This window comes from Kribbella antiqua (assembly GCF_004345665.1).
Taxonomy (GTDB): domain Bacteria; phylum Actinomycetota; class Actinomycetes; order Propionibacteriales; family Kribbellaceae; genus Kribbella; species Kribbella antiqua.
In genome coordinates this window covers 358,219-385,107 of the sequence record NZ_SLWR01000001.1, presented here as the reverse complement: position 1 = coordinate 385,107, position 26,889 = coordinate 358,219, and the positions used below count along the sequence as shown (strand labels likewise).

The following is a 26,889-nucleotide window of genomic DNA, read 5'->3' as shown; positions in this document are numbered from 1 at the left end:
GGTCCGCGCCGAGGTCGAAGCCGCAGCCGCGTCGGTGTAGAGCCGCCGCCCCGCGGGGGTGAAGGACGCCGGGCGCGGCGAGGTAGAAGCCGCGGTGCGGAGCCGGCGGGTCAGGTGTCGCGGTGGGTGAGGGTGCGGGTGCCGAGGATGAGGCTGACGGCGGCCCACGCTAGTAGGACGATGGCGCTCCAGGTGGGGGAGAGCGGGTCGGTGGCGCCGGTCAGGTAGTTCTGGCCGGCGCCGCCTGGGAGTAGGGCTGCGGTCCAGACGAGAGGGCGGAGGGTGCTCTGGCTGAGCATCATGGGGACTACCAGCAGGAAGAGGAAGGCGGCGGTCAGGGTGCCGGCCGTGCTGCGGATCACCCACGCGAGGCCCGCCGCGAACAGCCCGGCCAAGGTCAGGTAGAAGCCGACTGAGACCAGGTCCGCAACGAGCGCACCGCCGCTCCAGTCGGCCCATTCGCCCGCGGCCAGACCGCCTGCCACGGACGCGATGCCGGCCATCGACAACCCGTAGAGGAACAGGACTGGAGCCAAGGCGATCGCCTTCGCCAGGACGACGTTGCGTCGTACGGGCGTCCACTGGAGGGTTGAGCGGATGCTGCCGGTCGCGTACTCGGAGGTGACCGGCAGGAGGGCGAAGGCGGCGACGACGACCTGCACGATCACGACGACCGAGATGCCGAACTCGCCGACGCCCTGCCGGACAGCCGTCTCACCGGCTTCGAGGTGCGTGTTGTCATAGGCAAGGTTGAAGCCGAACTGGAGGCCGAGGAGACCGGTCAGAGCCGCGGCGGACACGATGTTCAGCCAGCTGGACCGGACGGTCCACAGCTTGGTCCACTCCGAGCGGACCGCATCGGTGAGTCCCGAGGTCGACCTGAGGGTGATGGTTGCCGTACTCATCTTTCGCCTGCTTTCACGAGTTGAGGCTCGACCTGAGCTTGAGCTTCCCGACGCTTGCGGAGCCGGTGGCGGACGACCTCGACGATCAAGGTCACCGCGAGGGCGAGGCCGATGCCGAGGATGACGCCCTTCAGCGGGTTGTCTTCGAAGGCTTTGCCGCCGATGTAGCCGACCAGCGCGCAGTACAGGCCCCAGCTGACCGCCGCGAGCCCGGCGAAGAACGAGAACTTGCGCGGGGGATAGCGCACCGACCCCATCGTCAGCGTGACCGCGGTCCGGCCGCCTGGGATGTAGCGAGCGACCACGAGCACGAGACCGCCGCGCTCGGTCAACGCCTTCTGCGCCCACAGGCTCATCGCGTGTCGCTTGGTCCCTGGCTTCAGCCGGTCGAGCAGCCGTCCGCCCGCGCCACGGCCGAGCGCATAGGACACGTGGTCTCCGACGAAGGCCCCGACTGCGGCGGCGACAATGACGCCGTACAGGTCGGGCTCACCGGTGGCGGCGAACACGCCGGCCGTGACCACGAGCGTCTCGCTGGGGATCGCCGGGAAGAACCCGTCCAGCGCCGCGAACCCCCAGAGCGCCAGATAGATCCACCACGACGACATGAGCTCTTCGGTGAAGTGCAAGATCGCGTCGCTCATGACGTCACCACGCCGTACTGGACGCTGTCCGCCGTCAGCTCCATGTACGCCTCTTCCAGTGAGGCCCGTTCGGTGTGCAACTCGTGCAGCCGCACCCCGAGCTCATGCGCGAGATCCCCGACCCGCTCTGCCACCACGCCGGTCACGACCAATCGGTCTCCGGCGGACTCGACCCGATCAGCCTCCGCCACCAGCCGATCCCGCAGTACGGCGAAGTCCCGCCGATCCGGCAGACGTACGACGACCGTCGTCCGGGACGAGCCGGCGATCACCTCGGCCACCGGGGCATCTGCGATCAATCGGCCTCGACCGATCACCACCAGCTGATCCGCCGTGAGTTGCATCTCGCTCATCAGATGGCTGGACACGAAGACCGTCCGGCCCTCGACGGCGAGTGAGCGCATCAACTGGCGGACCCAGCGCACCCCGTCTGGGTCGAGGCCGTTCACCGGTTCGTCGAACATCAGCACCTCGGGGTCGCCGAGCAGCGCACCGGCGATCCCGAGCCGCTGGCCCATGCCGAGTGAGAACTGCCCGGCTCGCTTCCGCGTCACCGAGTCGAGGCCGACGATCGACAGCACCTCGTCGACCCGGCTGACCGAGATGCCGTTGCTCTGCGCCATCGCGACCAGGTGATTGCGCGCGCTCCGGCGTGGATGCAGGGCCTTCGCGTCGAGCAGCGCGCCGATCTTGGTGAGTGGTGCGGGCCAGGCGGCGTAGGGGCGGCCGTCGACGAGCGCGGCGCCCGACGATGGAGTGTCGAGGCCCAGGATCATCCGCATGGTGGTCGACTTGCCCGCGCCGTTCGGGCCGAGGAAGCCGGTCACCCGGCCCGGGGAGACGGTCAGGTCCAGCGTGTCCACCGCGAGGGTGTCGCCGTATCTCTTGCTGAGTCCTTCGAGCGTGATCACGCTGTGGCCCCTCCTGGTTCTGGAACGTTGCTTAGAACCTAGGAATCCGGACCCCGCCGCCGCATTGGACCAACGGTGGGACTTACCCCCGACTTTCGTAAGGTCCTGCGGACCCCTGGAGCGGACCCTGTGGATACGGCGTCAGGACGCGGCGCGGAAGTGGATACCATCTGTGCGTGAAGGCCCGCAGTTCCGCGAGCCCACGGAAAGAGGAGTGAACGTGTCGGAAGTCAAGGTCCATCTGATCGGCGTCGAGGGCGAGGCTGAGCGGAGTGTGACCGAGACGACGACGATCGGGGAGCTGTTCGCCGAGATCTTCGGTCAGGACCGCTCCGCCATCGCCGCCCGCGTCAACGGTGAGCTGCGGGACCTGTCCCGGGTGGTCGCCGACGGCGACGAGATCGAGCCGGTCAAGGCCGGGTCCGAGGACGGCCGGGCGATCATCCGGCACTCGACCGCGCACGTCCTCGCGCAGGCGGTGCAGGAGCTGTTCCCGGAGGCGAAGCTCGGCATCGGACCGCCGGTGGAGAACGGCTTCTACTACGACTTCGACGTGCCCACGCCGTTCACTCCGGACGACCTGGGCAAGCTCGAGAAGAAGATGCAGCAGATCATCAAGGAGCGGCAGCGGTTCAGCCGCCGGGTGGTCTCCGACGACGACGCACGCGGCGAACTGGCGAGCGAGCCGTACAAGCTGGAGCTGATCGGCATCAAAGGCTCGGCAGCGGACGCGGCCGAGGGCGCGAGCGTCGAGGTCGGCGGCGGCGAGCTCACCATCTACGACAACGTACGGCGTGACGACAGCGTCGCCTGGAAGGACCTTTGCCGCGGGCCACACGTCCCCGCGACCGGGTACTTGGGCAACTTCAAACTGATGCGGACCGCGGCGGCGTACTGGCGGGGGAGCGAGAAGAACCCGCAGCTCCAGCGCATCTACGGTACGGCGTGGGAGTCCAAGGACGAGCTGAAGGCGTACCTGACCCGGCTGGAGGAGGCCGCCAAGCGCGACCACCGCAAGCTCGGCACGGAGCTCGACCTGTTCAGCTTCCCGGACGAGATCGGCTCCGGCCTCGCCGTGTTCCACCCAAAGGGCGGCGTACTGCGCAAGGTGATGGAGGACTACTCCCGCCAGCGGCACGTCGAGGACGGGTACGAGTTCGTCTACTCACCCCACATCACCAAGGGACAGCTGTTCGAGACCTCGGGCCACCTGGACTGGTACGCCGACGGCATGTACCCGCCCATGCACCTGGACGAGGAGCGCGGCGCGGACGGGCAGATCCGCAAGCAGGGCCAGGATTACTACCTCAAGCCGATGAACTGCCCGATGCACAACCTGATCTTCGGCGCCCGCGGCCGGTCGTACCGTGAGCTGCCGCTGCGGCTGTTCGAGTTCGGCACGGTGTACCGGATGGAGAAGTCCGGTGTCGTGCACGGGATGACCCGGGCCCGCGGCTTCACCCAGGACGACGCGCACATCTACTGCACCCGTGAGCAGATGCGCGACGAGCTGCGCAACCTGCTGACCTTCGTGCTCGGCCTGCTCGCCGACTACGGCCTGGACGACTTCTACCTCGAGCTGTCCACCAAGAACCCGGACAAGTTCGTCGGCTCCGACGAGGTCTGGGAGGAAGCGACCGAGACCCTGCGCGAGGTCGCCGAGAGCTCCGGCCTGGAGCTGGTCCCGGATCCGGGCGGCGCCGCGTTCTATGGTCCGAAGATCTCGGTCCAGGCCAAGGACGCGATCGGCCGGACCTGGCAGATGTCGACGATCCAGCTGGACTTCAACCTGCCGGAGCGGTTCGAGCTGGAGTACACCGCGCCGGACGGGTCGCGGCAGCGTCCGGTGATGATCCACCGCGCGCTCTTCGGCTCGATCGAGCGGTTCGTCGCCGTCCTCACCGAGCACTACGCGGGCGCCTTCCCGCCCTGGCTGGCTCCGGTCCAGGTGGTCGGCATCCCGGTGACCGACGGCCATGTGGACTACCTGTACGACGTCGCCGCGCAGCTGAAGGCACAGGGGATCCGGGTCGAGGTCGACTCGTCCGACGACCGGATGCAGAAGAAGATCCGCAACGCGCAGAAGTCCAAGGTGCCGTACATGCTGATCGCCGGTGACGACGACATGGCCGCCGGGTCGGTGTCGTTCCGGTACCGCGACGGCTCGCAGCAGAACGGCGTCCCGATCGCCGACGCGGTCAGCGCAATCGTCGAAGCCGTCGAGAAGCGCGAGCAGGTATGACGGGTACCCCCGACCAGCCGTCCTCCGCCGACGAACCGCTCCCGTCCTCCGCCGATCCAGGCGGCGCGCCGGGGTCGCCGTACGAGCCGGATGAGTTGCTGGCGCAGGACGGGGCCGGAGTGCCTGATCCGTTCATGCGGCTGTGGACGCCGCATCGGATGGCGTACATCGAGGGGGAGAACAAGCCGACCAGCTCCGAGGCGGGATCGGGCTGCCCGTTCTGCCGGTTGCCGGGATTGCCGGACGCTGATGCGCTGATCGTGCAGCGCGGGCCGGCGGCGTACGCCGTACTGAACCTGTATCCGTACAACCCCGGGCACCTGATGGTCGTGCCGTACCGGCATGTCGCGGACTACACCGAGCTCACGGACGAAGAGGTCGCCGATGTGGCGGCGCTGACTCGGCAGGCGATGCAGGCGGTCCGGACGGTGTCGGGGGCGCACGGCTTCAACATCGGCATGAACCAGGGCGAGATCGCCGGCGCCGGCATCGCCGCCCACCTCCACCAGCATGTCGTGCCGCGCTGGGCCGGCGACACCAACTTCATGCCCGCGATCGCCCACACGAAGGTGCTGCCGCAGCTCCTCCCGGACACCCGCGCCCTGCTGGCCAAGTCCTGGCCATCACCGGAGTAACAGGGGCTGCCCGCAGCCGGCCGTCACCGGAGAAAGAGTGGTAGGAGCGGGTCGACGATCTCGAGGAGCGTGTCGAGCGGGACCGCGCCCGGTGGGTTGGTGAGCCCGGTGACGCGCACCACCCGGCGGCCTTGGCGGAAGACGAGTTCGCCTTGCTCCGGCAGGTAGTAGCCAGGCTGCCCGATCGGCGCGAGACGTGGTGGCGGTACGCGCTGCGCCTCCGGAATGGACGGCTGGTCGAACGCCTCCACGATCGACACAGTCGCGGCGTACGACCCCCAGATACACGTGAGCGCACCGTGCACCCGATAGTCCCGTCGCAGCTGGACCTGCAGGCCGATGAACCGCTCCGCTGCGGAGTTCGCCAGTTGGCACGCCGAGTCGGCCTGCCGTGCATTCCGGAGATTCCGGGGTACGGCGTCTCGCGTCGCCTCGGCGATAGCGACGGCCGTGGCGCGGTCGATGGCAGATGCGGTACGGCGGTCGATGCCGCCCGCTGGGGTGATCCGCACGACCCGATCGCCGACGACGAAGACGATCCTGGACTGCGCGATCTGCGCGGCCGGGCCGAGCTCGGCCAACGGTGCCGTCGTACCGGCGTCGGCGAGCAGCCGCTCCACGGAGTCCGGCTGGCGGGGCAGTGCGCTCACCCCGATAGTGACTGGGCGTTGCTCGACCAGGAGAGTGCAGAGGTCGAGCGCGGGCAGCCCGCCGTCGTTCCAGGCGTTGGGCTTCGCCGCGACAGTGGTGCGGAGTTCAGCCGTCAGGGTGTGGGTGATCGCCGTACACACCTGTGGTCCGGGTGCACCCTCCGTACCGTCGAGGCCCTCGGCCTGTGGGGGAGCGATCACGGTGGGTACTACGGCGGGCACAGGCGAGGGGGACGGGAGTGGCCTGGCGCTGTCGGCCCGGCGCGCCACGGAGCAGCCGGCGGCCAGCGCGCACGCGACGAGTACGCCCACCACCGCGGTCGGCAGCGTCCTCACTCGCATGCGGCCACCTCCAGCAGGAGTGCTTCCTCCAAGAATGGCCCGAAACCGGCTCGCCCGCAGGTGGACGGCTGGATGGCAGGGTGCCAGTGGGGTGGCATGTGACCGGACAGTGATCCGGCTGGACTACGATCGCGTCGCCATGCTTAACAGATTCCGGCAGTTCTGGACCAAGGTGATCACGCCGATCGCCAACCTCCTGCTCAGGCTCGGTGTCAAACCCGACACGGTCACGCTGGTGGGCACCATCGGGGTGTCCGCCGGTGCGCTGATCTTCTTCCCGCGCGGCCAGCTGTGGCTGGGCGTGGTGATCATCACCTGCTTCGTGTTCTCGGACCTGATCGACGGCTACATGGCGCGGACGTCCGGGACGTCGTCGAAGTGGGGCTCCTACCTGGACTCCACCCTGGACCGGCTCGGCGACGGCGCGGTCTTCGGCGGGCTGGTGATGTACTACGCCAACTCGAAGGCCGGCGACTCGACCCTGATGGCGGCGGTCACGCTGTGGGCGCTGGTGATGGGCGCGACCACGTCGTACGCGCGGGCCAAGGCGGAAAGTCTCGGCCTGCACGCGAGCGGCGGCCTGGCTGAACGCTCCGACCGCCTGGTCTCGGTGCTGGTCATCGCCTTCTTCTCCGACGTCCTCAACCTCCCGATCCTGCTGAAGATCGTCCTCTGGGCGCTGGCCATCGCCAGCACCATTACCGTCATCCAGCGCTCCCTCTCCGTCCGCAAACAGGTCCTCGCGGACCCCGCGAACGCCGGCCTCGACACCCCGCCCCCTGCGGACGCGGCTGAGCCGGGCTCTGAAGACTGAGCGATGGAGGGCATTCGCCACGGGGTGGTCGACCTCGCGTTTGCGTTGGCCTGGGCGCTCGTACGGCGGCTGCCGGAGCGGACCGTCACGTGGTTGTTCCGGCGTATCGCGGACTTCGTCGTACGGCGGGATGGGCGCGGCGCGCAGCGGTTGCGGGGCAACCTCGCTGTGGTGAGGCCGGATGCCGATGCGGCGGAGTTGGACAGGCTGACGCGGGACGGGATGCGGTCGTACCTGCGGTACTGGCAGGAGGCGTTCCGGCTGCCGGAGTGGACGGACGCGGAGATCGTCGGCCGCGTCCGCACCGTCAACGAGAAGCTTCTGCGTGACGCCTACGCGGCCGGCCGCGGCGTCATCTGCGCCCTCCCGCACCTGGCGAACTACGACCACGCCGGCGCCTGGGCCGGTCGGACTGGGATGCCGGTGTCGACTGTGGCGGAGCGGCTGCGGCCGGAGTCGTTGTTCGACCGCTTCATTGCCTACCGCAAGAAGCTCGGCATGGAGGTCCTCCCGCTGACCGGCAGCGACCAAGACGTCGTCGGCGTACTCGCGGAACGCCTCAAAGCCGGCGGCTTCGTCTGCCTGGTCGCCGACCGGGATCTGTCCGAACGCGGCGTCCCGGTGACGTTCTTCGGCCGCCCGTCCCGGATGCCCGCCGGCCCGGCCGCGCTGAGCCTGCGAACCGGCGCGCCGCTCATTCCCGCGACCCTCCACTACGACGGCCCGGACCTGGTCATCACCTTCCACGACACAGTCGACCAAGACGGCGGCACGACCGCCATGACCCAGCGCTGTGCCGACGCCTTCGCCCAGGGAATCGCCGCCCACCCCGAAGACTGGCACATGCTGCAGAGGATTTTCCTGACCGAGTAACAATCATGGCGTGAGGATCGGTGTGGTGTGCCCGTACTCGCTGGGCACGCCTGGCGGGGTGCAGAACCACGTCCGCGACCTCGCCGAAGCGCTCCTTGCCCTCGGCCACGAGGTCTCTGTCCTCGCACCCGTCGACGCCGCCGACACAGTCCCGCCGTACGTCGTCTCGTCAGGCCGGGCTGTCGGTGTTCCGTACAACGGGTCGGTCGCCCGCGTCACCTTCGGCCCACGTACCGCGGCCCGGGTGAAGAGCTGGTTGACCGAGGGCAACTTCGACGTCGTCCACGTGCACGAGCCGACCACCCCGAGCGCCTCGATCATCGCGCTGTGGTCCGCCGAAGGCCCGTTCGTCGCGACCTTCCACACCTGGCAGGTCCGATCCCGCGCGATGAGCGCCGCGGCCGGCCTGCTCCGCCCGGCGCTGGAGAAGATCGACGCCCGGATCGCTGTCTCCGAGAACGCCCGCTCGATGATGGTCCAGCACGTCGGCGGCGAGGCCGTAGTCATCCCGAACGGCCTCTACACGTCCCGTTTCAAAGGCACCCCACGCTCCGAGTGGCAGGGCAGTGACGGCACCATCAGCTTCCTCGGCCGGATGGACGAACCCCGCAAAGGCCTCGGCGTCCTGCTGAAAGCCGTCCCGGCACTGGTTGCCGAACGCCCCAATCTGCGGATCCTTGTGGCCGGCACTGGTCAAGGCGACGAAGCCAGCCGCTCCCTGCCGGCGCGCTGCCGCGACAACGTCTTCTTCCTCGGCGCGATCGACGACGAGGCCCGCGCCGACATGCTCGCGGGTTCGGACGTCTACGTCGCCCCACACCTGGGCGGTGAGAGCTTCGGGATCGTCCTCCTCGAGGCGATGGCCGCGGGCGCGCCAGTCGTCGCGAGCGACCTTCCCGCGTTCCGGCAGGTGCTCGACGGCGGCAGGCTGGGGGAGCTGTTCGAGCCCGGCGACCACACCGAACTGACCGCCCGCGCTTTAAAGCTCCTGAGCACGCCCGACGAGCGACTCAAGCTCCACACCGCCGGACTGACCGCCGTACAACGCTATGACTGGTCAGTGCTGCTCCCAGAGCTGATGTCGGTCTACGAACTCGTCGCTAGACCTCGGCGACAGCGCGGACTGTGGTGAGGGTGGCGTAGCCGTCGGTGAGGAGAGCGATGTCGGTGCCCTCGTCCGCGCGGGCCCGGTTCTCCTCCACCGACGTACGTACGAAGTCCTCACCGGACTCCGCCACGGCCATCTGCACCTGACCGAACCGGGCCAGCGTCGCCCGCTCCATCCCCTTCACCTCACCCGGCGGCCGGTCCGGAACGTTGAGGTTGAGCACATACCCGTCCTCCAGCTCGCTGAGCCGAGGCAGCAGGTCCCGGACGTACTGAGCGGCGGTCGGCCAGTTGTGCGCCTCGTCACTGCTCTCGTCGAGCACCTTGAGCGCGTTGCCGCCGCGCTCGGCGCTCAGCGGCGACAGTACGTCGAGCGATGCCGCCAGCGCGGGCATCCCGTACGCCGCGGCGGTGAAGGCCGCGCCCACAGTCCCCGAATGCAATATCGCCCGCCCGGCGTTGGCGCCGCGATTGATCCCCGACAGCACCAGATCCGGCGCCGGCCCGAATGCGTCGAGAGTCGCCAGTACGACGATGTACGCCGGCGACGCGCCGACGCCGTACGCCGGAATCCCGCCAAGCCCGGCCAGATCTACCCGGGTGATCGGCACCTGGCCCTGTTCGAGGTAGGCACTCATGGCCGCGCTCACACCGCTGGCTTCCTCGGCCGGCGCGGCAACGACGACCTCGAAGCCTTCCTCCCGCGCGGCCCCAGCAAGTGCCCGCAAACCAGGAGCCTTGATGCCGTCGTCGTTGGTGACCAGAACTCTCACGGGAACTCCAGTGGTTCGAGTCGGACTAGCTTGACCAGCTCGGCGATTGCGTCTGGGCGACCGGCGCCCAGGCCGTGCTGGGTGACGTTGAGTGCACCGGCCGCGGCTCCGGTGCGGATCGCTTGCTGCATGTCGCCGCCTTGCGCGAGTACCGCGACCACGCCGGCGGTCATGGAGTCACCGGCTCCGCGGTGATCGCGCACGCTCAGCTCCGGTACGACGACATGGAACGCCGAGTCGTCGGTCAGCGCGATCGCCGGCTTCTCCGCCCGGCTGATGACGACAGTCCCGGCGCCTCGCTCCACCAGCTGCCGGCCGGCCTTGACGATGGTCTCCTCGTCGTCCTTGTCGGCCAGTCCGTCCGCGTGCAGTTCCTCGTCACTGATCTTGATGAATACCGGATTCGCGTCCAGGACGGCCTCGAGATGGTCACCGACCAGATCGGCGGCGATCGGCGTGCCGTTGCTGTGCAAGTCGCGTCCCAGGCGGCTGTAGACGTCCGGCGGGACGAGGTTGGGATCGGCGGCTCCGCTCAGCACGCAGAAGTTTGCCTTCAGCCCCTCCGACAGCGCCAGCGCGTAGAGCTCGTCGCCATCGTGGCGTCCGAGTGGCGACCCCGGATTCTCGGCGAGGACGTTGCGCTCCTCACCAAGCCGCTCGTGGACGTACCAGCCGCTGTCCGCGTGTCGCCGTACCGCCTTGAGTGTCAGCCCTTCCGCCTCGATCAGCGAGATCAGCACCCGGCCGACCTCGCCCTGCCCGAGTACGGCGCAGAACGTGACCGGTACGCCCAGCGACGAGATCATCCGCGCCTGCCACAGCCCCTGACCGCCCGCGTGCAGGTGCAGTTCGGGCTCGTCGCCCGGCTTCTCCACCATCACGGTCAGCTGCGGCATCGGCGCGAACACCATGACACCTTCAGGCACACCCTCAGCCATGCCCACCCGGTACCCAACGGGCCGGGAGTCAGGCCCGGCGGGAGCGGAACGTGTCGATCAGCGTGCTCCGGGTATCCCCAGGCAAGGCGTCGGCAGGAAGGTCCTCGAGGGCGCGGGCGGTCTGGCGCATCTGGTCGAGATAGCGCTCACATCCGTCGCACAGGGCGAGGTGGTCGATCATGTCCTGCTCCGCCTCAGGCGCCAACGCGCCGTCGAGGAACAGGGTCACCTGCTCGACAAAATCCCGGCAATCAAGACTCATGAACCTTCCTCCAGGTAGTACTCCTCCAGTTTGCCGCGCAGGAACGCTCGCGCCCGGTGCAGCAGCACCCGCTGGTTCGCCGCCGTGATGCCCAGCAGTTCGCACACTTCGTCGTACGGGCGTCCTTCGACATCACGCAGTACGACGACCAGGCGCTGACGCTCGGGCAACCCGGCCAATGCCTCGGCCAAATACGCCCGGACCTCGCTGCTCATCAGACCCTGCTCAGGGGTCGGCCAGGACGGCGGGAACTGCCACCAATGCCCGGCGAAAGGATCGCCGGCCGGGCGGAAGCGGCTCGGATCCACGGTCGGACCGGAGTCGTCGACGCTGCTCATCGGGACAACCTTGTGTTCCCGGATCCCGCGTCGCTTGGCCGTATTGGTGAGGATCCGGTAGACCCAGGTCTTGAGCGACGACCGGCCTTCGTACCCGTCGATGCCCTCGATGACGGCGAGCCAAGTCTCCTGCACGACCTCCGCCGCGGACGCCTCGGTCGACACGAACGAGCGGGCCAGCCGCAGCATCCCGCCCGACCACCCGTCCAGCAGGAGCGCGAACGCGTCCTCGTCGCCGCTCCGCAATCGCGCGACCAGTACGTCGTCAGCCGGCAACCCAGCCATCGAGTCAGCGTAGTGGAGCATGCTGCCGGACCCAGACGAGCGCCGCACCGGCCAAGGCGACCGCACCGGTCAACATCCACCCGGACACATAGACGCCGAACTGCTTGCTCACGGCACCGAACACCAGCGCGAACGGTGTGAACACCAGCCAGGACACGGCACTGATCCCGGACGCGACACCGGTCCGGATCGTCGACGGTACGGCGTCATGCATCAACCGGCTCACGTGGATGCCGATCACCACCAGCAGGAACGTGAGAGCGACCATCGCGATCGTCAACGCAGCGAGGTCGCGGCTGCTCGTCAGCGTCAGGCAAGCCGCGAGCATGACCAGTACGACGATCGCCACCGGCACCGGCCGATCGAGGCGAAGCCGGCCGGCCAGCAAACCGCCGGCCCCAAGAGTCGCGACCAGCAGGGCCCAGAACGGGCCGTAGTACACGGCCGACGCGTCGAGCGTGATCAGCCACAACGGGCCGAACTCGAACATCGCCTGCAGGATCATCGCCGCCATGATCGACGCCGCCGCGATCGGGACCAGCCGGCCGCGGTGAGTGATCGCGCGATAGGCGATGGTGACGTGCTGGCGCAGCGAGGTCCGTTCACCGGCCTGGTGCAGGCGGGGCTCGCAGAACCGGCTGATCGCGACCAGGTACAGCACCACGAACGGCAGCGTCAGAAAGTACGTCGCCCGAGTCGACAGCACCGAGGCGAGCCACCCACCGGCCAGCGCGCTCGCCACCAGCGCCACGCTCTCGACGAACCGGACCCGGCCGATCTCCCGCTCGTACCGCTCGCCGTCCCCGGTCTCCTCGAGCACCAAGTCGTACACGACCGCCTCGACGGTCCCGGAGTACATCGCGAAGTACACGCCGAACAGCAGCGCGGCCACGACGTACGTCGGAACGTTCCAGCTCACGGCGCCGACGAACACACTCAGCAGCATCGCCACGCCCGCGAGCATCAGCACCCCCCGCCGAGACCACCGATCCGCGAGCACCCCCGACACCACCTCGGCAAACGGCACCAACGCGGCATACGCCCCAACCATCACCCCGATCGTCGCCGCGTCGAACCCGATCCCACTCATGAACAACTTCTCCACCGGCACCCACAACGCAAACCCTTGAAGAAACGTCCCCACCCACAAGGGCAGCATCCGTTGCCTCAACCCGAGGCAGGGTTCTACAGGTGCGATGGCGACCGCGTTCGACATGACTACCTCTGCAGGGCTCGGGTTATCCGTTCAGCTCTGCAGAGTCATGAGGGTGGGGAAGTGTTACAGGAGTTTGGCGGCGGTCGCCTGGATCGCGTCCATGTCGCCCGAAGTGGGGTGCCAGGGGAGTTGCAGCGGGTCGTCCTTGTAGCGGGGGATGACGTGCAGGTGCGTGTGGAAAACGCTCTGCCACGCAGCCGAGCCGATGCAGCTCAGCAGGTTGGCGCCGTCGGCGTCGAGTCGTTCGATCACCAGGCCGACCAGCGACTGCGCCAGCAGCGTCGCCGCGGTCAGGTCCTCGGCGTCGGCCTCGCGGAGGTCGGTCGAGTGGGCGCGCGGCACCACCAGCAGGTGACCGGCCGTCGCGGGGTTGATGTCCATGAACGCGATCGCCCGGTCGGTCGACGCGACCTGCGTCGACGGAATGGTCCCGGCCACGATCCCGCAGAAGAGGCAGTTCTCGCTCATCGGCCCAGGCTATACACTGCGCGAGCCGGACCCCTGCTCATTCTGAGGCCGCCGAGGAGCCCCATGCCGGACGAACTGTTGCGCCCGACGATCGGCGCCGGTATGGACCTGACGGTGCGCCCGTGGCGGCTGATGTCCCAGACGTACGTCGCCTTCTTCGGCGGCGTGATCGCATCGACGGTGATCGCGTTCCTCAACGCCCGGCGGCTCGGCGTGGACGCGGCCAAGCGCCGCCTGATCCTGCTCACCGGCGCGGGCGGCCTGGTCGCGGTGATCGCGGTGTTCTCGCTGCTCCACACCGACGGCTCCGTTACGTCCGGGCTGAGAGTGGCGATCCGCGCGGTGGCGGTCGTGTGCTGCCTGGTCCAGCTTCGGATCCAGCGCCCGATGGACCGTGCGTTCCAGCTCCGCGGCGTGGACTACGCATCGCTCTGGGGTCCCGGCATCGCCGTGACGATCGGTGGCGCTATCGCCGAAGCCGTGATCCTGCTCCTGGTGGCGGTGGCGCTGTGAACGAACCAACCGAGTCCCGCCTCCAGATGGCCGGTCACTGGCTCCAGATCGGCCGCCCCGAACGCACCCTCGACGAACTCCAGGGCCTCTGGGGCGACGCGGCCGTCGACTACCGTGCGTACCTGTTCCGTGGAGCCGCACTGCACGCGCTGGACCGCAACGGCGAGGCCATCGACGTACTGCGGGACGGACTCGCGCAGCACGGCCCGTTCCTTCCGATGCTGCACATGCTCGGGTCGTCGCTCCGCGCGGAAGGGCGCCTGCCGGAAGCCGAGGCCGCGTTCCTGCAGGGCCTCAGCCTCGACCCGAACGATCCCGACCTCCTGATCGGCTACGCCCAGGTGTGCCTCGCCGCCGGCCAAGCACAGAAGGCGAACGCATTGGTCGAACGCGCCGCCTCCCAAGCGCCAGAGAGCGCCGCAGTCTCAGCCGCCCGAGCCCAGGTCGCGTTCGCCCTCGGCAAGGACCGGGACATGCACCGCCACAGCACCGAGGCGCTGTCGCACGACCCCGAGGATCCCGGAGCCCGAGCCCTGCACGGTACGGCGTCGATGCTCACCGGCGACGCCCGCGCCGGCTACAACTCGCTCGCCTCGGCCGCCGCGTCCCAGCCCGGCGACGCGGACCTGCGCGCGGCGGCCCGCGAGGCGAAGCTGATCAACCACCCGCTGATGCGCCCGCTCCGCCCGTTCCAGCGCGTCAATCCGCTGGTCGTCTGGATCGGCGCGGTCGCGGTCATCTATGGACTCCGCGCCGCCGGTCTGGCGCCGCTGTCCTTCGTCGTCGCGATCGGCTGGTTCGGCTTCTGCGTCTACTCGTGGGTGGCCCCGCCCTTGGTACGCCGCTGGATCAACAGGAAGTGGGGAGCATGAGCAACGATCGCATCGCGGCCCTGCGGAAGGCAGTTGAGGCCAACCCGGACGATGTCTTGCTCAGGCTCGTCCTGGCCGAGTCGCTGGTCACCGCGGGCGACATCGAGCCGGCCCTCGACCAGTACGTCGTACTCCTCGATCAGCAGGGATTGCCTGACGACCAGTTCGTGCCGGTTGGCGAGTTGGCCGCGGCCAATGGACGCCTCGCGCTGCTGCGGAACCTGCTCGAGGCGGCCCGGCAGAAGGGCGTCGTCGAGGGGACCGGGCGGCTGCAGCAGCTGGTCGACGAGATGATCACCGAGCGTAGCGGGGTCAAGATCAAGCTCGGGCCCGAGGCCGAGACGCCGTACGACGTGGAGGCGCCGAAGGAGACCACGACCTTCGACCAGGTCGGCGGGATGGAGGACATCAAGCGGGTCATCCACCGGATGGTGATCCTGCCGCTCAGCCGCCCGGAGCTGTACGAGAAGTACGGGCGGAAGTCCGGCGGCGGCGTGATGCTCTACGGGCCGCCGGGTTGTGGAAAGACGCTGCTGGCGCGGGCGACCGCGGGGGAGTGCGGGCTGCCGTTCATCAACGTCCGGATCGAGGACGTGATGGACCCGTACCTCGGCGTCTCCGAGCGCAACCTGCATGCCGCCTTCGAGCGCGCTCGTGCGAACGCCCCGTGCGTACTGTTCCTCGACGAGCTGGACGCCTTGGCCTTCGCGCGACACAAGCACGGTGGTTCCGAGGCTCGCCGGCTGGTCGACGTACTGCTGCAGGAGCTCGACGCGATCGGCTCCGAGAACGAGGGCCTGCTCGTCCTCGCCGCGACCAACGCGCCGTGGGACGTGGACGAGGCGATGCTGCGGCCGGGCCGATTCGACCGGGTGATCTTCGTGCCGCCGCCGGACGAGCCGGCGCGTGCCGACATCCTGTCGGTGCTGATCAAGGACGTGCCGGCCGACGGACTCGAGCTGAAGGCGCTCGCCGCGCAGACGCCGATGTTCAGCGGCGCGGATCTGCGTGCGCTGGTCGAGCGCGGCGTCGACCGGGTGATCGACGAGGCGCTCACCAGCGGTGGCGAGCCGCCGCTGTCGATGCGGCACCTCACCGCGGCGCTGCCCACGGTGAAGCCGTCGACCCTCGACTGGCTGCACCGCGTCCGGTCGTACATCGAGTTCGCCAACCAGAGCGAACGGTACGACGACGTCGCGGCCTACCTGCGCAGCCGCGACGTCCGTCGTCGCCTCAGCTAGACGCCTTCACCTTGGTTGCGGCCGACTCGGGCATCGGTTCGTAGCGCGCGAACGAGCGGGTGAACGACGCGGACCCATGCGAGAGGGACCGGAGGTCGATCGAGTACCGGGTGATCTCCACCTGCGGCACCTCGGCCTTCACCAGCGTCCGGTCGTCGCCCACCTTGTCCGTCCCGAGCAACCGCCCACGCCGCCCGGAAAGATCGCTCATCACCGCACCGACCAGGTCGTCCGGTACGAGTACCGAGACCAGATCGACCGGTTCGAGCAGACTGACCTTCGTCGCCGCAGCAGCCTCCCTCAACGCGAGCCCACCAGCCATCTGGAACGCCATGTCCGACGAGTCGACGCTGTGCGCCTTTCCGTCGAGCAGGGTGACGCGGATGTTCACCACTGGATAGCCGGCCGCGACGCCCTTCTCCATCTGCGCCCGCACGCCTTTTTCGACGCTCGGAATGAACTGCCGCGGCACCGCCCCGCCGACCACCTTGTCGACGAACTCGAAGTCCCCTTCCGGCAACGGCTCCACCTCGATGTCGCAGACGGCGTACTGCCCGTGTCCACCGGACTGCTTCACATGCCGCCCGTGCCCCTTGGCCTTCCCGCCGAACGTCTCCCGCAATGGCACCCGTAGCTCCACCGTGTCGACGGTGACGCCGTACCGGTTCGAAAGTGCGTCGAGTACGACGTCCGAGTGCGCCTCGCCCATGCACCACAGCACGATCTGGTGCGTCTCCGGGTTCTGCTCGATCCGCAGCGTCGGGTCCTCGGCCGCCAACCGCTGCAACCCGCCGCTCAGCTTGTCCTCGTCCGTCTTGGCATGCGCCTGTACGGCGATCGGCAGCAGCGGCTCGGGCATGTCCCACGGCTTCAGCAACAGCGGATCCGCCTTGTCCGACAGTGTGTCGCCGGTCTCGGCCCGGGTGAGCCGTCCGATCGCGCACAGATCACCGGCGATCACCTCGCCGGCCGGCCGCTGATGCTTGCCCAGCGGGAACGACAGCGTGCCGATCCGCTCGTCCTCGTCGTGGTCGGCGTGGGTCTGCGATTCACCGAAGAAGGACGTGAAATGGCCCGACACGTGAACCGTCGCGTCGGGCCTGATGGTGCCGGAGAACACCCGGACCAGGCTGACCCTGCCGACGTACGGGTCCGACGTCGTCTTCACCACCTCTGCGAGCAGCGGCCCACTCGGGTCGCAGGTGATTCCCTTCCGCGGTACGCCGTGGGGCGAGAACACCTCGGGGATGCTGTGCTCGGGTGGCGCCGGGAAGCCGCTGGTCGCGACCTCGAGCAGTTCGAAGGTGCCGACGCCCGTACCACTGCAGATCGGCAGGACCGGGAAGAAGGAGCCGCGGGCGACCGCGCGTTCGAGGTCGTCGATCAGCACCTTCTGGTCGATGTCCTCGCCGCCGAGGTACCGGTCCATCAGCGACTCGTCCTCGGACTCCTCGATGATGCCTTCGATCAGCGAGCCGCGAAGCTCCTCGATCTGGTCCGCGTACGACGGGTCCGGTTCCGAGGTCGACCGTTTGCCGCCGGAGTAGGCGTAGTACGACTGGGAGAGCAGCCCGATCAGCCCGTCACCAGCGGGCAGGTAGAGCGGCAGCACCTTGTCGCCGAACGCGGCCTGCGCGGTGGCGAGCGCGTTCTGGTAGTTCGCCCGGGCGTGGTCGAGTTTGGTGATCACGACGGCCCGCGGCATCCCGACCTGGTCGCACTCGTGCCACAACGCCTTGGTCGGCTCGTCGACGCCCTCGCTCGCCGAGATCACGAACAGCGCGCAGTCGGCTGCCCGCAGTCCGGCCCGCAGTTCGCCGACGAAATCGGCGTACCCGGGCGTGTCGATCAGGTTCACCTTGACGCCGTCGTGCGGCAGCGAGGCCAGCGAGAGCCCGACCGACCGCTGCTGCCGGATCTCGGCGTCGTCGAAGTCGCACACAGTGGTTCCGTCCAGGACGGTGCCGGGTCTGGTCAGGACCCCGGAGGCCACCAGCAGGGCCTCGACGAGAGTGGTCTTGCCGGCACCGGACGGGCCGACGAGCACCACGTTGCGAATGGCGGCCGGGCTGTCCACAGCGGGGGCGGCTCCGGTGCCCTGGGAAGTGTTCGTCTTGTCTGCCATGACGTTCCTCCTGGTCCACCCACGATTCCCCCAACGGCCACTCAGCACAAGAGTCTTCGGACCGCGTGTTCTCAGAATCCGCTGAGGCGTCAGCGTCCGCCCAGCCCGTCGTACCGCCGCTCGGCCCCCTCTTCCAGTTACTGTCACGACATGCGAAGGGCTCTCTTCACCGTCGTCACGATGCTGGTCGCCGCACTGGCCCTCCTCGGTTTCGCCGTACCGGCGTCGGCCGCCCCCGGCGACGTGGTGAAGAGCTTCAAGATCGACTACACGGTCACGCCGGACGGCGTACTGAAGGTGCAGGAGACGATCCTGTACGCGTTCGCGAGCTACGGCCGGCACGGCATCTACCGGGACCTGATCATCCGCGAGCCGTACGCCGACCACGACTCGGAGGACCAGAAGTACGACGTCTCGAACATCTCCGTCTCGTCGCCGGACGCACCCGACCAGTTCACCACTGAGACGACCAAGAAGAACGCTCAGCGCGACCAGATCCTCCGGATCAAGATCGGTTCCGAGGACGAGACGGTCGGCGACCAGGCGACGTACACGATCAAGTACGACGTCCGCGGCGCGCTGCGGCATTTCGCGGATCACAGCGAGCTGTACTGGGACGCGACCGGGTCGAGCTGGGACGCGGAGATCGACCAGGTCACTGTCAACGTCGCCGTGCCTGACGGGGTCCAGCAGGTGCAGTGCTTCGCCGGGCCGGCCGGATCGACGGCCGCGTGCCCGCAGAAGGCGGTGAGCGGCGGGAAGGGCGTGTTCTCGGCGACCGACCTTTCGGCCGGTGAGCAGTTGACGATCGTTGCCGGGATCAAGGCCGGGGTGGTCAGCAACGATGCGCCGATCGTGGTCGACCCGCCTTCGTTGCTGGAGCGGGCCGGGCTGAATGTTCCGGGGCTCGCCGCTGCCGGTGGGGTGACGGTCGCAGCGATTGTTGGCGCGGTGCTGTACTCGAAGAACGGGAACCGGGACCTGCGGTTCGCCGGTCAGCCGCCGGGCACGTTCCCGCCGACGGGAGTCGCGGCGCAGCCGGTCAAGGACGACCTCGACGAGGACCAGATCCCGGTCGCGTTCGCGCCGCCGAAGATCCCGGTGGCCGAGGGTGGTCTGCTGATCGACTCGAAGGTGTCGACGACGGAGACGGCGGCGACGCTGATCGACCTGGCGGTACGGCGCGGCGTACGGATCGACAACACCGGCAACGATCAGAAGGCGGTGTTGCTGGACGCGCGTGCGGCGACGGCGCCGCATGAGCAGGCGTTGCTCTCAGGGCTGTTCCCGTCACTGCAGCCGGGGGAGGAGATCGTGCTGCGGCGGGCGCCGGTCGGTGATCACTCGATGCGGCGTGCGCACGACGGGATGCTCAAGGCGCTGAAGGATCAGGTGAAGCAGCGCGGGTGGTATCAGCGGCTGCCGAGCGCCATCGGGAAGCCGACGGGCGGCATCGGCTGCGGATGCGTTGGCGTGCTCACGGTCCTCGTCATCATCGCCACCGGGGTGCTCGGCGGGATCACCAAGAGCCCTGGGCCGATTGTCATGGTGCTGCTTCCTGGGATCGCGGTGGTGGTCGCCCTCGGCATCTGGGTCGGCAAGAAGGGGAAGGGGCAGCGGAACCCGGCTGGGCGGGCTGTGGCCGATCAGGTGATCGGGTTCCGGAAGTACCTCGCGACGGCGGAGGCGGATCAGCTCCGGTTCGAGGAGGGCGAGGACATCTTCAGCAAGTACCTGCCGTGGGCGATCGCGTTCGGTCTCGCCGACCGCTGGCAGAAGGTCTGCGCCCAGCTGGTGGCAGCTGGGCGGATCCCTGAAGACCCGTACTGGTACACCGGCCCGTCGTACTACACCTCCGGCTGGACAGCCGGAGCCCTCAGCTCAACCGTCGCCCACACCTTCGACCCACCACCCGCCCCAGCCAGCTCCGGCTCCGGCGGCGGCAGCTCCTCCGGCTTCAGCAGCGGCTCCTCAGGCGGCGGCGGAGGCGGCGGAGGCGGCGGCAGCTGGTAAACCTGCGGAAACCAGCTGTTGTTTCGGGTGTTCAGACCTTGCCGCCGGCGATGGGGGGAGCCGTGGGGTCTTCGGCTCCGGCGTCGCCGGCGCCTTCGCGGGCGAGGAAGTCTTCGAGGTGGAAGAGGTTGTCGCCGGCCCGCTTCGCGACGTTGACGAGCGTCGTCATCGCGGAGACCTCCTCGACCTGCTCCTTCAGGAACCACTGCATGAACTGCTCACCGATGTAGTCGTTCTCGTCCCGCGCCGTCCGCGCCAGCGTCTCGATCTGCTTGGTGACGGTGATCTCCTGCTGCAGTGCCAGCTCCAGCGGCTCCAGCGGCGACTTGAAGTCGAACTCCACCTCGCCGACGCCCGGGATCTGCGGCCGGACGTCCCGGTCGAGCAGGTACTGGACCATCATCATCGCGTGGTCCCGCTCTTCCAGCGCCTGCTTGTAGAAGTGCGACGCCAGCCGCGGCAGGTCCTGGTCGTCGTACCAGACAGCAACTGCCACATACTGTTGTGACGCCGTGAATTCGTTACGGATCTGTTCTTGCAGAAGCTTCTCGTACGTGCTCATTGCGTCAATCTAATGGTCCCGACCGGATTTCTCACCCTTGGCGAGCCTCGCCTAACCCGCTCGATTCGATCCCAGTACGACGACCTCCGTATCGCCACCCGGCAAGGCGATCCGGACCGTTGCCCCGTCCACCGACACATCGATGCCCTCGGCAAGCGCCTCGGGCCGCAACGCGTCCCTGGTCAGCAGTACGGCGCTCACCAGCACCAGCGGATCACCGTCGTGCGGAGCAGTCAGGTACGGCGTAGCAGAGTGCACACCGAACGGGTTCGCCCCAAGACCGCGGTGCACGCCGGCTTCGTCGTACCCGTGCAATCCGACCACCGCCGACAGCACCCCGTCGTCGTTCCGCGCCGACGCCCAACGCGCACCAGCAGTTGCCTCAGGCAAAGACTCCCCGGCGACCGCGAACCCACCGCTGCGGACGAGCGCGCCATGCGGCCCCTCCACCAGCGCACACCGGATCTCCCAGCCGCTGTGCACGACCGACGCCGTCTCGATCCGCCAAGGACCCTCGGACCCGAGCCATGCCTTGTGCCACGACGAAGCGGTCCTTGACCCAACTGCGATCCGCCGGATCCGCCCGCGTGAACTCGACCGCCCGTCGGCATCGACCAGTGCGATCAGGTTGTCGATCCGCGGCGCGTGATCGGCCAGCTCCGGACCAGCGTGGTTCGCGTACGCCAGCCGGTTGTAATGTGCATCGCCGTCCGGCTCCACACCCTCCGGCTCGGCGACCGGCGCGTGGTCCGTGCCGTGGTTCACCAGCTGCACGATCTGGTCGTGCCGGCTCGCATGCACGATCCACCCCGGCGCCGGCATCGCGCGTACCTGGTCCGCATCGTCCAACGGGACAGAGCCCTCCGGGTCCGTCCACACCGGGTGCTCCGGCGGCATCAACAGCCCGATGAACCCCTTCGAAGCCCAGTACGGCGAGCCAGGACCGGAGTACTGCTGTGTAGTCGGCAGGAACGTGTCGTACCACCCCAGCGTCAGCAGCCCACGCTCATCCGGTACGCCGTGCTGTACGAAGTGCCGCGCGATGCCAGAGCACAGCCGCCGCGTCTGCCCGGGCGCCAGGGGAGTGGCATCCAGCAACGCCCCCATCCAGTACGGCGTAGCCGCAGCCATCCGGTAGGTCAGCGAGCGGCCCTGGTAGATAGGAGCGCCGTCGTTGCCGACCAGGTGAACAGCGTCCTCCAGGAACAGCCGCAGCCGCTCCCGATAGAGCTTGAGCCGGTCCTCGTACGCCGTACCCGGGGTGGCTGTGGCCATCCGCGTCCAGAGCCCTGGGTAGAGGTGCATAGCCCAGCCGATGTAGTTGTCGAAGTTCTGGCCGTCGCCGTCGGAGTACCACCCGTCGCCGACGTACCAGTCCTCGATCCGGTCCAGCCCGCCCTCGATGTCCTCCTGCGAGTACGGCGCTCCGACCGACGCCAGGAACTGCTCACTCACGACCTGGAACAGCCGCCAGTTGTTGTCGTGCGTCGTAGACCCGTTGAAGCCGCCCAGCCATTCAGCGACATGCTCCTGCGCGCGGGTGTCGAGCCGGTCCCAGATCCACTCGCGGGTCTCGTGCAGAGCGACCGCGATCGCCGCAGCCTCCACCATCTGCTGAGAGCGAGGGGTCAGCCGCAGCCACGCTTCGGGGTGGTCCGGATTCGCCCCGTTCGCTACACCACGCGCGTACCGCTCGATCAGCTCCTCGCACCCCTTCCCCTGCACCCCACCGATCCGAAACGCCGCCAGCATGAACGACCGTGCAAAACCCTCCAACTGATCCGACGCCGTACCGGACCGACTAGGCCGACCGGGCAGTGCGATTAGCGACGCACCGGGGGAGAAGTACGGTACGAGCGAGTCCAGCAGGTGGTCCGCCAGCGCCTCCCAGTGCGCACGCGACCAGCCGGTCTGACGGGAGAGAACACGATCGGTGTCAGGCAGGACGAGGCGGGTCATGCAAGTCTCCCGAGTTCGGCCGGGTGGATGGCGTGCTGGAGGGGTTGGCCGGTGGCGAGGCGTTCTAACTCGCCGACAGCGAGTTCGCCGAGGCGGGCGATTTCGTTGCCGACGGCACCGGCAACGTGGGGGGTGACGAAGACGTTCGGCAGGTCGAGGAGGGGCGAGTCCGGCGGCAACGGCTCTGGGTCGGTGACATCCAGTACGGCGTCGATGCGGCCGGCCACGCACTCACGCTCCAGCGCCTCGGCGTCGATGATCTTGCCGCGGGCGGTGTTGATCAGGACCGAGCCGTCCTTGAGCAGGCTCAGCAGCCGGGCGTCGACGAGCCCGGTCGTTTCCGGCAGCAGCGGCGCGTGCACGCTGAGGATGTCGCTGCGGCTGAACAGCGCGTCGAGGTCGACCAGTTCGGCGCCGAGCTCGGCCGCGTCGGCCTCGGTCAGATATGGGTCGCTGATCAGGACGCGCAGATCGAATCCTTTGAGGCGCTCGGCGACCATCCGGCCGATCCGCGACGCGCCCAGCAGGCCGACCGTCGTACCGTAGCTGCCCGGCATCACATGCGGATCCGCCTTCCGCCGCTCGAGCCGGTACTGCGCGGCCAGCCGGAACGCCCGCTTGCCGGCAAGCACAATCGCCGCGACGGTGAACTCGGCGACCGGGAGCGCGTTGGCCTCGGCCGCCGACGACACCCGGATGCCGCGGTCGAACGCGGACGGGTCGACGATCGACTTCACCGTTCCGGCCGCATGCAGGATCGCTTGCAGCTTCGGCGCGGCATCGAGCACCTCGGGCGTGATCCGCGGGCAACCCCACCCAGTGAGCAGTACGTCGACCTCCGGCAACGCGGCGCGGACCTCTGCGTCGTCGAGGAAGCTCGTCCCGGGACCGACCGCGAGTACGTGCGCGACCGCCTCGAGCCGGGCCTGCACCTCAGGCACCAGCACTCGGCGCCTGCTGTCCTCGGCCATCGCCACCATCACGGTCAACGTCATCTCAGTGCTCACCCCAGCAACTTAGCAAGCGCTTTCCAACCCTGTCTCGTCGCATACCGAATCTTGAACCTCCATCCTCGGCTCCTGCCCACGCTGCGCGGCACATCGCCGTGTTGGAGGGGAGAACCCCGCTCCGAGCCTCGCCCTCCGCCGCGCACCTGCTCGCACCTGCCAGGGGCCAAGGATGGAGGCTAGGAAAATCCTGAAAGATCCCGGTGCCCGGAATTTGTGCCCGAAGCGCGGACGTTGTGCTGGGATAGAGGGGCCACCCCCGCCCTGTTGGCGCTTGTGAAGGAGACGATGATGCTGCGACCGGACGACCTCTACGAGATCGTCGACGAGTCGGTGGCGACCGGCCCGGCGGCGACGCCGAAGGTGCTGGTGCATTCCCTCGACGGGTTCATGGACGCGGGCCAGGCGGGCCGGACCACGGCCGACCACCTGCTCGAGGTACTGGACAGCCGGCTGCTCGCGAGGTTCGACGTCGACCTCCTGCACGACTACCGCGCGCGCCGGCCCGAGGTGACCTTCGCCGAAGACCGGTTCATCGACTACACCCCGCCGCAGCTGAACCTGCACCTGCTGAAGGACGACGCCGGCGTGGAGTTCCTGCTGCTCGAAGGCGTCGAGCCGGACAACCACTGGAACCGGTTCGCGGCCGCCGTACGGCAGCTGATCGAGCGCTACAACGTGACGCTGACGATCGGCGTACACGGCATCCCGATGGGCGTCCCGCACACCCGCCCGCTCGGCCTCACCGCCCACGCGACCCGGCCTGAACTGGTCACGCGGTCGAACATCTGGGACGGCGAGATGCGGCTGCCATCGAGCGCCGGGACGATGCTGCAGGTGCGCCTGGGCGAGGCCGGCAAGGACGCCATGGGCTTCGCCGTCCACGTCCCACACTACCTCGCCGAGAACCGCTTCCCGGGCGCGGCGCTGGCGCTGGTCCACGCGATCTCAGCGGCGACCGGCCTGCTCCTCCCTAGCAAGGCCCTGCTCGACGAGGCCGCCGTCACCGGCCGGCTGGTCGACGAGCAGGTCGAGGCATCCGAGGACGCGAGCGCGGTCGTCAACGCCCTCGAAACCCAGTACGACGCCGCCGCCGGCTCCGTCAGCCGCGGCAGCCTCCTCGCCGGCTCAACCCCTTCCGCAGAAGAACTGGGCGCCGAAGTCGAACAGTTCCTCGCAGACCTCAACCGCGAAGACGACAACTGACCCAGCAGCCGGTGAGGCCGCCGCGGCTCTAAGACGAGACCGGGGAGTCCCACCGGCCGCTCCGCGCTTCGCCGCGCTCCCCGAACCGATTTAGCTTCGACCCCTAAACCGGTTCGGGGAAAGCCACGTGTCGTTTCAGGCGCGCAGCGCTCCCCACACGAGAACTCCCCGCGCGGTGTCAGGCGAATTTGGCTCGGCCGGTAGAGCCCTTGCAGCCGAACCGGCGAGGGCCGAACCGGCGAGGGTGAGACCCGGCTTCGGCGGGCGTGGGGACAGCTACATGGCCCGGGTCCACCGGATCCCCACAGCATCTGGGACCTGGGTGAATTGTCCCAGGTCCCAGTTCTTGTGCGCAGTACTGTCAGGCGGCGGCTGTCGGTCCGGCCGGCGGAGCGATTGGGGCTGGACCGCCGGATCCCGCGTGGGCTGGACCCGGCGGGACACGGCTTGGGCTGGGCCTAGTGTGGGGTGCGGACAGCACATGGGGACCTGGGACAGGTTGCGGCCTGTCTCAGGTCCCCAGTTCGTGTCCGTAGACGTCAGGCGGCGACTGTGGTTCGGCTGGTGGAGCGGGTGAAGATGTTGTCCAGGCTGACCCGGCCAGCGCCGACGGCCGCCAGGGTCAGTGACAGCAGACCGAGTACGCCGACCAGCTCCCACCCGCCGTCGGCGGCGAACACCCCGTTCGACAGGTGCACGAACGCCAGCGCCCCCGCCATGTCCAGCGCCAGCAGTACGCCGACCACAGGCGTCAGCACCCCGAGAATCAGAGCAACCCCGCCGAGTAGCTCGATTCCAGTCGGTTAGTAGGCAGACAGCGTCGGCGCCGGCACGCCCATCTGCTCGAAGGCGGCGGCGGTCTTGTCCAGCCCGTTGGTGTGGAACTTCTGCCACCCGTGCGCAATGAAGACGACCCCCAGCCCGATCCTCGAGATCAACAGCACGAGATCGCGGGCGGCGGCAGTGCGGGTCAGGCTCACAGAGATTCTCCTCAAACGATCGCTTGGTGATTGAGTGTTCAACCGTATCGTACCCACGGCCACCGAAAGCTCACCGAAAGCTGCCGCGTGACCGGAACCACAGTCAGTACGACGCCCGCCGTCGCCCGCCGCGCATCGTCGTACCGGATCGACCTGTCAGGATGAGGCATGCCCGAGTCGCTGGAGGATCTGGTCGAGCTGCTCGACCTGGAGATGATCGACGTCGACCTGTTCCGCGGCCGGCAGCCGCAGACCGCGATGCAACGCGTGTTCGGCGGACAGGTGCTCGGCCAGGCGCTGGTGGCCGCGAGCCGGACCGTCGATCCTGAGCGGGTCGTGCACTCGCTGCACGGCTACTTCCTCCGCGCGGGCGACACCGCCGTTCCGATCGTGTATCGCCCTGAGCCGACTAGGGACGGTGGCTCGTTCAGCAGCCGCCGCGTGGTCGCGTCCCAGAACGGCCGGCCGATCTTCTACATGTCCGCGTCCTTCCAGCGTCCCGAGCCCGGCCTGGACCATCAGGATCCGATGCCGTCTGATCTGGTCCCGCCGGACGATGCGCCGACGCTCGCCTCGGTCCTCGAAGCTCGATCGGGTCGGCGGGCAGCGGATTGGGACAAGGAGTGGTCGGCCCTCGACGTACGCCTGGCCGGTGTCACTGGCCGTCAGTTTTGGATACGGGCCGCCGGCAAGCTTCCCGACGATCGCGCCTTGCATGCTTGCGTACTCGCGTATGCCAGCGACCTCACGTTGCTCGGGGCAAGCTTGCTCCCGCACGGCATTGTGATCGGCGACCGCCGGATTCAGCCGGCTTCGCTCGACCACGCTCTCTGGTTCCACCGTGACTTCCGCGCGGACGAGTGGCTCCTCTACGACCAGGCGTCCCCGTCGGCCTCCGGCGCCCGCGGCTTCGCCACCGGCCGGCTCTTCAGTGAAGACGGCCGCCTTGTCGCATCAGTTGCCCAAGAAGGCCTCATTCGCCCCGTGGGCCTGGACCTGGAGGAGTAG

25 protein-coding genes and 1 pseudogene are annotated in these 26,889 nt (G+C 68.5%); 11 read left to right on the top strand and 15 right to left on the bottom strand.

Annotated elements, in window-relative coordinates:
- Positions 1 to 110 precede the first annotated feature (110 nt).
- Genes EV646_RS01960 through EV646_RS01950 form a run of 3 tightly spaced genes read right to left on the bottom strand, consistent with a single transcriptional unit; the run spans position 111 to position 2,460 of the window.
- Positions 111 to 905 (bottom strand): ABC transporter permease, encoded by a 795-nt coding sequence (locus EV646_RS01960; RefSeq protein ID WP_132143261.1) that lies wholly within the window; start codon positions 903 to 905, stop codon positions 111 to 113.
- Positions 902 to 1,549 carry a DedA family protein gene (locus tag EV646_RS01955; RefSeq protein ID WP_132143259.1) on the bottom strand — a complete coding sequence of 216 codons (648 nt, stop codon included), beginning with the start codon at positions 1,547 to 1,549 and terminating at the stop codon, positions 902 to 904. The genes EV646_RS01960 and EV646_RS01955 overlap by 4 nt, the downstream gene beginning before the upstream one ends.
- On the bottom strand, positions 1,546 to 2,460 hold the full coding sequence (locus EV646_RS01950; RefSeq protein WP_132143257.1) for an ABC transporter ATP-binding protein: 915 nt from the start codon (positions 2,458 to 2,460) through the stop codon (positions 1,546 to 1,548). Before EV646_RS01950 ends, EV646_RS01955 begins: the two co-directional genes overlap by 4 nt.
- 220 nt (positions 2,461 to 2,680) lie before the next feature.
- Between EV646_RS01950 and thrS the strand changes: the two genes are divergently transcribed.
- Together thrS and EV646_RS01940 are read left to right on the top strand one after the other, a co-directional pair.
- Complete coding sequence (gene thrS / locus EV646_RS01945; protein WP_132143255.1) at positions 2,681 to 4,702, top strand: threonine--tRNA ligase; 2,022 nt, start codon at positions 2,681 to 2,683, stop codon at positions 4,700 to 4,702.
- A 134-nt stretch (positions 4,703 to 4,836) separates the two neighbouring features.
- Positions 4,837 to 5,337 (top strand): HIT family protein, encoded by a 501-nt coding sequence (locus EV646_RS01940; protein ID WP_241995349.1) that lies wholly within the window; start codon positions 4,837 to 4,839, stop codon positions 5,335 to 5,337.
- A gap of 23 nt (positions 5,338 to 5,360) precedes the next feature.
- On the opposite strand, the gene EV646_RS01935 is transcribed toward EV646_RS01940, so the two are convergent.
- Positions 5,361 to 6,329, bottom strand: a complete 969-nt coding sequence (locus EV646_RS01935; RefSeq protein WP_241995154.1) for a hypothetical protein — start codon at positions 6,327 to 6,329, stop codon at positions 5,361 to 5,363.
- A gap of 139 nt (positions 6,330 to 6,468) precedes the next feature.
- On the opposite strand from EV646_RS01935, the gene pgsA reads away from it, so the two are divergent.
- From pgsA to EV646_RS01920, 3 genes are read left to right on the top strand one after another with little or no spacing between them, the layout of a single operon-like run.
- Positions 6,469 to 7,143: a phosphatidylinositol phosphate synthase gene (pgsA, locus tag EV646_RS01930; protein ID WP_132143251.1), complete on the top strand. Its 675-nt coding sequence runs from the start codon at positions 6,469 to 6,471 to the stop codon at positions 7,141 to 7,143.
- Between the two features lie 3 nt (positions 7,144 to 7,146).
- On the top strand, positions 7,147 to 8,016 hold the full coding sequence (locus EV646_RS01925) for a phosphatidylinositol mannoside acyltransferase (protein WP_132143249.1): 870 nt from the start codon (positions 7,147 to 7,149) through the stop codon (positions 8,014 to 8,016).
- A gap of 10 nt (positions 8,017 to 8,026) precedes the next feature.
- A complete protein-coding gene (locus EV646_RS01920) occupies positions 8,027 to 9,148 on the top strand; it encodes a glycosyltransferase family 4 protein (protein ID WP_132143247.1) in 1,122 nt (373 codons plus the stop codon).
- Here EV646_RS01920 and surE read toward each other — a convergent pair.
- The 6 genes from surE to EV646_RS01890 all read right to left on the bottom strand — a co-directional run bounded on the left by surE (position 9,117) and on the right by EV646_RS01890 (position 13,403).
- Positions 9,117 to 9,896, bottom strand: a complete 780-nt coding sequence (gene surE / locus EV646_RS01915) for a 5'/3'-nucleotidase SurE (RefSeq protein WP_132143245.1) — start codon at positions 9,894 to 9,896, stop codon at positions 9,117 to 9,119. The two genes, EV646_RS01920 and surE, sit on opposite strands and share 32 nt — an antisense overlap.
- Positions 9,893 to 10,834: a 1-phosphofructokinase family hexose kinase gene (locus EV646_RS01910; protein WP_241995152.1), complete on the bottom strand. Its 942-nt coding sequence runs from the start codon at positions 10,832 to 10,834 to the stop codon at positions 9,893 to 9,895. Before EV646_RS01910 ends, surE begins: the two co-directional genes overlap by 4 nt.
- Positions 10,835 to 10,862: 28 nt before the next feature.
- Positions 10,863 to 11,096, bottom strand: a complete 234-nt coding sequence (locus EV646_RS01905; RefSeq protein ID WP_132143243.1) for an anti-sigma factor family protein — start codon at positions 11,094 to 11,096, stop codon at positions 10,863 to 10,865.
- Positions 11,093 to 11,719 (bottom strand): RNA polymerase sigma factor, encoded by a 627-nt coding sequence (locus EV646_RS01900; protein ID WP_132143241.1) that lies wholly within the window; start codon positions 11,717 to 11,719, stop codon positions 11,093 to 11,095. Before EV646_RS01900 ends, EV646_RS01905 begins: the two co-directional genes overlap by 4 nt.
- 4 nt (positions 11,720 to 11,723) lie before the next feature.
- Complete coding sequence (locus EV646_RS01895; protein WP_132143239.1) at positions 11,724 to 12,935, bottom strand: MFS transporter; 1,212 nt, start codon at positions 12,933 to 12,935, stop codon at positions 11,724 to 11,726.
- Positions 12,936 to 12,998: 63 nt separating this feature from the next.
- Positions 12,999 to 13,403: an HIT family protein gene (locus tag EV646_RS01890; protein WP_132143237.1), complete on the bottom strand. Its 405-nt coding sequence runs from the start codon at positions 13,401 to 13,403 to the stop codon at positions 12,999 to 13,001.
- Between the two features lie 63 nt (positions 13,404 to 13,466).
- Between EV646_RS01890 and EV646_RS01885 the strand changes: the two genes are divergently transcribed.
- From EV646_RS01885 to EV646_RS01875, 3 genes are read left to right on the top strand one after another with little or no spacing between them, the layout of a single operon-like run.
- On the top strand, positions 13,467 to 13,916 hold the full coding sequence (locus EV646_RS01885; protein ID WP_132143235.1) for a hypothetical protein: 450 nt from the start codon (positions 13,467 to 13,469) through the stop codon (positions 13,914 to 13,916).
- On the top strand, positions 13,913 to 14,788 hold the full coding sequence (locus EV646_RS01880; RefSeq protein WP_132143233.1) for a tetratricopeptide repeat protein: 876 nt from the start codon (positions 13,913 to 13,915) through the stop codon (positions 14,786 to 14,788). Before EV646_RS01885 ends, EV646_RS01880 begins: the two co-directional genes overlap by 4 nt.
- A complete protein-coding gene (locus tag EV646_RS01875) occupies positions 14,785 to 16,029 on the top strand; it encodes a tetratricopeptide repeat protein (RefSeq protein WP_132143231.1) in 1,245 nt (414 codons plus the stop codon). The genes EV646_RS01880 and EV646_RS01875 overlap by 4 nt, the downstream gene beginning before the upstream one ends.
- On the opposite strand, the gene EV646_RS01870 is transcribed toward EV646_RS01875, so the two are convergent.
- Entirely contained in the window at positions 16,022 to 18,154 is a 2,133-nt protein-coding gene (locus EV646_RS01870; protein WP_132143229.1) for an elongation factor G-like protein EF-G2, read from the bottom strand. The two genes, EV646_RS01875 and EV646_RS01870, sit on opposite strands and share 8 nt — an antisense overlap.
- Positions 18,155 to 18,304: 150 nt before the next feature.
- Between EV646_RS01870 and EV646_RS01865 the strand changes: the two genes are divergently transcribed.
- Positions 18,305 to 20,167, top strand: coding sequence for a DUF2207 domain-containing protein (locus EV646_RS01865; RefSeq protein ID WP_132143227.1), 1,863 nt, complete (start codon positions 18,305 to 18,307; stop codon positions 20,165 to 20,167).
- Between the two features lie 31 nt (positions 20,168 to 20,198).
- Here the strand turns inward: EV646_RS01865 and EV646_RS01860 are convergent, their stop codons facing one another.
- The 3 genes from EV646_RS01860 to EV646_RS01850 are packed head-to-tail and all read right to left on the bottom strand — an operon-like array spanning position 20,199 to position 23,695.
- On the bottom strand, positions 20,199 to 20,729 hold the full coding sequence (locus EV646_RS01860; protein ID WP_132143225.1) for a ferritin: 531 nt from the start codon (positions 20,727 to 20,729) through the stop codon (positions 20,199 to 20,201).
- 51 nt (positions 20,730 to 20,780) lie between these two features.
- A complete protein-coding gene (locus tag EV646_RS01855) occupies positions 20,781 to 22,688 on the bottom strand; it encodes a DUF2264 domain-containing protein (RefSeq protein ID WP_132143223.1) in 1,908 nt (635 codons plus the stop codon).
- Positions 22,685 to 23,695 (bottom strand): hydroxyacid dehydrogenase, encoded by a 1,011-nt coding sequence (locus EV646_RS01850; protein ID WP_241995149.1) that lies wholly within the window; start codon positions 23,693 to 23,695, stop codon positions 22,685 to 22,687. Before EV646_RS01850 ends, EV646_RS01855 begins: the two co-directional genes overlap by 4 nt.
- 288 nt (positions 23,696 to 23,983) lie before the next feature.
- Here EV646_RS01850 and EV646_RS01845 point away from each other — a divergent pair, with 288 nt between their 5' ends.
- On the top strand, positions 23,984 to 24,901 hold the full coding sequence (locus EV646_RS01845; protein ID WP_241995147.1) for a proteasome assembly chaperone family protein: 918 nt from the start codon (positions 23,984 to 23,986) through the stop codon (positions 24,899 to 24,901).
- A 539-nt stretch (positions 24,902 to 25,440) separates the two neighbouring features.
- Here the strand turns inward: EV646_RS01845 and EV646_RS40815 are convergent.
- A pseudogene (locus EV646_RS40815) lies at positions 25,441 to 25,845 on the bottom strand (DoxX family protein).
- A gap of 204 nt (positions 25,846 to 26,049) precedes the next feature.
- On the opposite strand from EV646_RS40815, the gene EV646_RS01835 reads away from it, so the two are divergent.
- On the top strand, positions 26,050 to 26,889 hold the full coding sequence (locus tag EV646_RS01835; RefSeq protein WP_132143219.1) for an acyl-CoA thioesterase: 840 nt from the start codon (positions 26,050 to 26,052) through the stop codon (positions 26,887 to 26,889).

Bases quoted from the DNA above. Each gene is read 5' to 3' on its own strand.
- EV646_RS01905 (WP_132143243.1), bottom strand. From the start codon at position 11,096: ATGAGTCTTGATTGCCGGGATTTTGTCGAGCAGGTGACCCTGTTCCTC.
- EV646_RS01925 (WP_132143249.1), top strand. From the start codon at position 7,147: ATGGAGGGCATTCGCCACGGGGTGGTCGACCTCGCGTTTGCGTTGGCC.
- EV646_RS01895 (WP_132143239.1), bottom strand. From the start codon at position 12,935: ATGTCGAACGCGGTCGCCATCGCACCTGTAGAACCCTGCCTCGGGTTG.
- EV646_RS01900 (WP_132143241.1), bottom strand. From the start codon at position 11,719: ATGGCTGGGTTGCCGGCTGACGACGTACTGGTCGCGCGATTGCGGAGC.
- EV646_RS01865 (WP_132143227.1), top strand. From the start codon at position 18,305: ATGCGAAGGGCTCTCTTCACCGTCGTCACGATGCTGGTCGCCGCACTG.
- EV646_RS01885 (WP_132143235.1), top strand. From the start codon at position 13,467: ATGCCGGACGAACTGTTGCGCCCGACGATCGGCGCCGGTATGGACCTG.
- EV646_RS01845 (WP_241995147.1), top strand. From the start codon at position 23,984: ATGATGCTGCGACCGGACGACCTCTACGAGATCGTCGACGAGTCGGTG.
- pgsA (WP_132143251.1), top strand. From the start codon at position 6,469: ATGCTTAACAGATTCCGGCAGTTCTGGACCAAGGTGATCACGCCGATC.
- EV646_RS01960 (WP_132143261.1), bottom strand. From the start codon at position 905: ATGAGTACGGCAACCATCACCCTCAGGTCGACCTCGGGACTCACCGAT.
- EV646_RS01835 (WP_132143219.1), top strand. From the start codon at position 26,050: ATGCCCGAGTCGCTGGAGGATCTGGTCGAGCTGCTCGACCTGGAGATG.
- EV646_RS01870 (WP_132143229.1), bottom strand. From the start codon at position 18,154: ATGGCAGACAAGACGAACACTTCCCAGGGCACCGGAGCCGCCCCCGCT.
- EV646_RS01890 (WP_132143237.1), bottom strand. From the start codon at position 13,403: ATGAGCGAGAACTGCCTCTTCTGCGGGATCGTGGCCGGGACCATTCCG.
- EV646_RS01940 (WP_241995349.1), top strand. From the start codon at position 4,837: ATGCGGCTGTGGACGCCGCATCGGATGGCGTACATCGAGGGGGAGAAC.
- EV646_RS01955 (WP_132143259.1), bottom strand. From the start codon at position 1,549: ATGAGCGACGCGATCTTGCACTTCACCGAAGAGCTCATGTCGTCGTGG.
- EV646_RS01875 (WP_132143231.1), top strand. From the start codon at position 14,785: ATGAGCAACGATCGCATCGCGGCCCTGCGGAAGGCAGTTGAGGCCAAC.
- EV646_RS01855 (WP_132143223.1), bottom strand. From the start codon at position 22,688: ATGACCCGCCTCGTCCTGCCTGACACCGATCGTGTTCTCTCCCGTCAG.
- EV646_RS01860 (WP_132143225.1), bottom strand. From the start codon at position 20,729: ATGAGCACGTACGAGAAGCTTCTGCAAGAACAGATCCGTAACGAATTC.
- EV646_RS01910 (WP_241995152.1), bottom strand. From the start codon at position 10,834: ATGGCTGAGGGTGTGCCTGAAGGTGTCATGGTGTTCGCGCCGATGCCG.
- EV646_RS01935 (WP_241995154.1), bottom strand. From the start codon at position 6,329: ATGCGAGTGAGGACGCTGCCGACCGCGGTGGTGGGCGTACTCGTCGCG.